The organism is Streptomyces aureus (assembly GCF_001418135.1).
GTDB classification, from domain to species: Bacteria; Actinomycetota; Actinomycetes; order Streptomycetales; family Streptomycetaceae; genus Streptomyces; species Streptomyces aureus_A.
The window spans coordinates 1-4,273 of record NZ_LIPQ01000241.1; the positions used below are offsets into that span (position 1 = coordinate 1).

General features: G+C 69.1%; 4 protein-coding genes and 2 pseudogenes. 5 read left to right on the plus strand and 1 reads right to left on the minus strand.

Features of this window, described 5'->3' with window-relative positions:
• Positions 1-253, minus strand: a pseudogene (locus tag AOK00_RS39715) (hypothetical protein); the annotation flags it as partial.
• 678 nt (positions 254-931) lie between these two features.
• On the opposite strand from AOK00_RS39715, the gene AOK00_RS20495 reads away from it, so the two are divergent.
• The 5 genes and pseudogenes from AOK00_RS20495 to AOK00_RS20515 all read left to right on the plus strand — a co-directional run.
• Positions 932-2,335 carry an ATP-binding protein gene (locus AOK00_RS20495; RefSeq protein WP_079042098.1) on the plus strand — a complete coding sequence of 468 codons (1,404 nt, stop codon included), beginning with the start codon at positions 932-934 and terminating at the stop codon, positions 2,333-2,335.
• A 1-nt stretch (position 2,336) separates the two neighbouring features.
• The gene (locus AOK00_RS20500) at positions 2,337-2,744 is read left to right on the plus strand and encodes a roadblock/LC7 domain-containing protein (RefSeq protein WP_229312772.1); all 408 of its coding nucleotides are present in this window, start codon (positions 2,337-2,339) and stop codon (positions 2,742-2,744) included.
• A complete protein-coding gene (locus AOK00_RS20505) occupies positions 2,741-3,097 on the plus strand; it encodes a DUF742 domain-containing protein (RefSeq protein WP_030319496.1) in 357 nt (118 codons plus the stop codon). Before AOK00_RS20500 ends, AOK00_RS20505 begins: the two co-directional genes overlap by 4 nt.
• Positions 3,078-3,701: a GTP-binding protein gene (locus tag AOK00_RS20510; protein WP_055601753.1), complete on the plus strand. Its 624-nt coding sequence runs from the start codon at positions 3,078-3,080 to the stop codon at positions 3,699-3,701. The genes AOK00_RS20505 and AOK00_RS20510 overlap by 20 nt, the downstream gene beginning before the upstream one ends.
• Positions 3,698-4,273 (plus strand): annotated as a pseudogene (locus AOK00_RS20515) (cytochrome P450); the annotation flags it as partial. The gene AOK00_RS20510 and the pseudogene AOK00_RS20515, both read left to right, overlap by 4 nt.

Below are 4,273 nucleotides of genomic sequence, written 5' to 3' on the forward strand. Positions count from 1 at the left end.
ACCGTCCCCCAGGCCGCGCCGTGTGGGCGGGCCGGGACCGGCGCGGCCTGGGGGACGGTGTCGCGGCATGGGCCGGGACCTTCGGCAGTCGCGCGGTGGCGTCGAAGAGTTCGATGTCCTGTCCACGGACGCCCGCACCGCTGCGGTCGGGCTGGGCGACCTTCCCGAAGACGCGATCGGACGGGTGCTCCGGGCGCGCTGTTTCCCGGGAGACGGGAGTGACTGCTGTGGTCAGGGCAGCCCTGTTGCGCATCGAGTGCTCCAGATGAGGTGAAGCCTAGGGATGTGTGGCGAAGTCGTGGAGATCTTGACTGTCGTTCAAAGGAAGCGTCAACCAACCTCAATACGGCTGAAATCGGAAGCTTCAGCCCCTTGTTCCTTAAAGGACTTTTAAGGCGTGACGCACATCACGCGCAAGGGAGTGGAGGTGATGCCCGAAGGGGGCCCGTGGTTCCGGTGGGGCGGCGCCCGGATCCGGTCGTCGAACTGCCGCCTGCCCCTCGACGGCAGGGTCTGGCGGAGCGGTCGTCTGTTCGGGGGCCGCGAAATCTGATGAACGCGCGCCAGGATGTGATCAGTTCATTGCATTTTCCGCGCAGTGAATAGTCGCTTTATGGGTCGAGAGTGACCACTGGAGGCAGCCCTTCCAGCACGGTCACATGGCGAACCCGAACTGACTATGCTCCCCCGTGTGTTGCGCTGCGGTCACAGCGAGTCATGAGCGCTGTGGTGCTGCGCGGACGGAACGTGGCACTCGCCCGGAAGAAGCCCGATTCGTTCCAGTCGGTGCACCGCATCACCTCAGTCCGTTCATTCCAGACTGATTAGGGACCCCTTGATGGTTCGTGCAGGTTCGATTTCCAGAGCCCGGCCACCCGCGGTCGATCGCGTTTGGCTCCTCCCCCCCGGAGTTCTGGCCGGAGCCTTTGCCATGGCGTTTCTCTTCTCCTCCGCACAGATACGGACACCGGTCGCCTGGTGCGGTCTCGCCGCCGTCGCGCTGACGGCCGTCACGTCCGCCGTGACCGCGCGCCGACTGCGGTCGGGGGCGGTGGAGCGCTATGAGCGGGCGATCGCCGACGCACAGGAGTACTACGCGCAACGCGAGTCCGCGCTGCTGGGACGACTGGCCGATCAGCGCGCCACCACCGTGTGGCTCGCCGAGGAGCTGCTCCCGGCCGCGGTCGCCCGGATGAAGAAGGGCGACCCAGCCTCGGAGATCCTGCGGTCCGTCGACTTCGGCGAGCACCTCGAAGAGGAGTTCACCGAAGCGGTCCGCGGGGCTCTGCAGACGCTCCTGGAAGCGGTGGAGGCCGAGGAGTACACCAGGGACGCCTCCCAACGGGCGCTCGTCGCCGTCGCGCGCCGCGTCCAGGCGATCGTGCACCAGCTCGCCAAGGACCTGCACGCGATGCAGATCCTCCACGGCACGGATCTCGTGGTCTCCCGCGGCCTCCAGGGCGTCGACCACCGCACCGCCCTGATCGGCCGCCTCGCGGCCAGCATCGCCGTCCTCGGTGACGCGCGGCCCGGACGGCAGTGGTCGAAGGCGATCCCGCTCTACGACGTCCTGCGCGGAGCCATGTCGCGCATCGTCGACTTCCCCCGGGTGAAGCTGCAGTCGGTGACGGCCGTGGCCGTCGTCGGCCCCGGAGCCGAGCCGCTCATGCACCTCCTCGCCGAACTGCTCGACAACGCCACCACGTTCTCACCGCCGCACACCCCGGTGGAGGTGTCCGCGAGCGAGGTGCCCTCCGGCATCGCCATCGAGATCGAGGACCGCGGAGTCGGACTCACCGAAGAGGTCCGCCAGCGCGTCGAGCGCATCATGGCGCAGTCGGCCTCGGGCATCCACCTGGCCGCACTCGGCGAGGTGACGCAGCTCGGTCTGCCCGTCGTCAGCCGACTGGCACGTGAGCACGGCTGCGAGGTCGACCTGCGCACCTCCGCCTACGGAGGCGTACGGGCCGTGGTGCTGGTTCCCAGGAATCTGATCACCACGGTGCCGCAGTCCGCCGTGCGGTATCCGCAGCCGCCCGCCCGGCGGCGTACGGGAGGCCCGATCCTGCCCAGGCCGACGCCCCCGGGCGACGCCCCGAAGGAATCCGCGGAGGTCAGGAAGACCGTCAACGGACTCCCGCAGCGGCGACGCGAGACACCCGTCCAGACGCCGATCGTCCAGGTGGGCCCCACGCCCCCCGCTCCGGCCGCCCCCCGGGGATCCTCCGGCACGACCCGTCAGCCGGGTCTGATGTGGGAGGCCTTCAACGGCGACAAGCGCGCGGCCGCCGAACGTTCCCCTTCACACAGCGATCCTTCAGATGAGGTCGAGTAACATGCTGCCACTGCCGAACATGGACTGGATGCTCAAGGAGCTCGTGGGCGGCGTCCCGTACGTACGACACGTCGTCGTGCTGTCGGCGGACGGCCTGTGCATCGGGCAGTCGAACACGGAGCCCGACACGGCCGACGCGATCGCCGCGGCCTGCTCCGGCATCCAGAGCCTGGCGAGGGCCATCGCCCAGCGGTTCCCCGAGGGGGACGGCTCGACGCGGATGGTCGGGATCGAGGCCGACGGCGGTTACTTCTCCCTGATGGCGGCCGGCCCCGGCGCCTACCTCGCGGTGCTCGCCGACGACCAGGTGGACGCCGGCCTGCTGGGCGACCGCATGCGGACGCTGGTGGTTCGGATCGGGCAACACATGACCAGCCCTCCTCGTGAGGACGTCGGGCAGGCGATGTGACATCGGAGAACCAGGACCCCTGGAATGAAAACGATCCCGTTCCGCTCTACGTCATTACCGGGGGCACGGGTTCCGCGGCGAACACGTTCAACCTGGTCACCCTCATCGCGACGCGCTCCGAGCCCGACGCCGCGATGCAGCCCGAGCAGGCGGCCATCCTCACGATGTGCGCCTATCCGCTCTCGGTGGCCGAGGTGTCGGCGTACCTCAGCCTTCCGTTCAGCGTCGTCACCACGCTGCTCTCCCAACTCGTCGAGGACGAACGGGTCGAGGCCATCGCACCCGTGCCCGTCGCGGCGTTCCCCGAACGCGGCCTGCTGGAGGCGGTGATCCATGGACTACGCAAGCTCTGACGTACGCGATGCCGGCCCACGCGGCACGGACATGCCGCTGCCCCACAGTGCCAGGGGCGTCAAGGTCGTGATCGTCGGGGGCTTCGGTGTCGGCAAGACGACCATGGTCGGCGCGGTCAGCGAGATCCCGCCCCTGACCACCGAAGAGACCATGACGCAGGCGGGCGTGGGCATCGACCACAACCCCGGCGCCCACGGCAAGAACACCACGACCGTCGCCATGGACTTCGGACGGATCAGCATCAACGAGGAGCTGATCCTCTATCTGTTCGGGACGCCGGGACAGGAGCGCTTCTGGTTCCTGTGGAACGGCATCTTCGAAGGCGCGCTCGGTGCCGTCGTCCTCGTCGACACCCGCAGGATCGAAGTCTGCTTCGAAGTCATCACCCGCCTCGAGGACCGCCGCGTCCCGTTCGTCGTGGCCGTCAACGCGTTCCCCGAGGCTCCGCACCACCCCGTAGAAGACCTGCGCGCTGCTCTGGCCCTCAGCGAATCCGTGCCCATGGTCACCTGTGACGCACGTGACCGGGCGTCCTGCCGTGACGCCCTCCTGTCGCTGATGGTCTACCTGCGCACCCTTGCCGCCGCCCAGGAGACCGCATGACCCTCCCACCCGCCGAACACACCGCAGAGCTGTCCGGGGCGATCCCCCCTCCGGGCTGCCCGGCCCACGTCGCCACCGGACCCGGTGGAGCGACCCGTCTCTACGGCGGCGCCGCCGAGACGGACCCCATGGGTCTGTACGAGGAACTGCGCGCCAAACACGGCCCGGTGGCACCCGTGCTGCTCGACGGCGACGTACGCGCCTGGCTCGTCCTCGGCTACCTCGAGAACCGCGACGTGGCCAGCCGCCCGACCCAGTTCTCCCGCGACCCCCGCGTCTGGCACGGCTGGCGCAGCGGCGAGATCGACCCCGCCACCTCGCCGCTGGTACCGATGATCGGCTGGCGCCCCGACTGCGTCTGCGCGGACGGCGAGGAGCACCAGCGGCTGCGCGGCGCGGTCACGGCCGGCCTCAGCCAGTTCGACCACCGAGGCATCCGCCGCCACATCACCCGCTTCGCGCACCAGGTGATCGACACGTTCTGCGAGGACGGCGAGGCGGAACTGGTCGGCCAGTTCACCGAGCACGTCCCCATGCTCACGCTGACCCATCTGCTCGGCATGTCGGACGAG

Bases quoted from the DNA above. Each gene is read 5' to 3' on its own strand.
- AOK00_RS20495 (WP_079042098.1), top strand. From the start codon at position 932: ATGGCGTTTCTCTTCTCCTCCGCACAGATACGGACACCGGTCGCCTGG.
- AOK00_RS20500 (WP_229312772.1), top strand. From the start codon at position 2,337: ATGCTGCCACTGCCGAACATGGACTGGATGCTCAAGGAGCTCGTGGGC.
- AOK00_RS20510 (WP_055601753.1), top strand. From the start codon at position 3,078: ATGGACTACGCAAGCTCTGACGTACGCGATGCCGGCCCACGCGGCACG.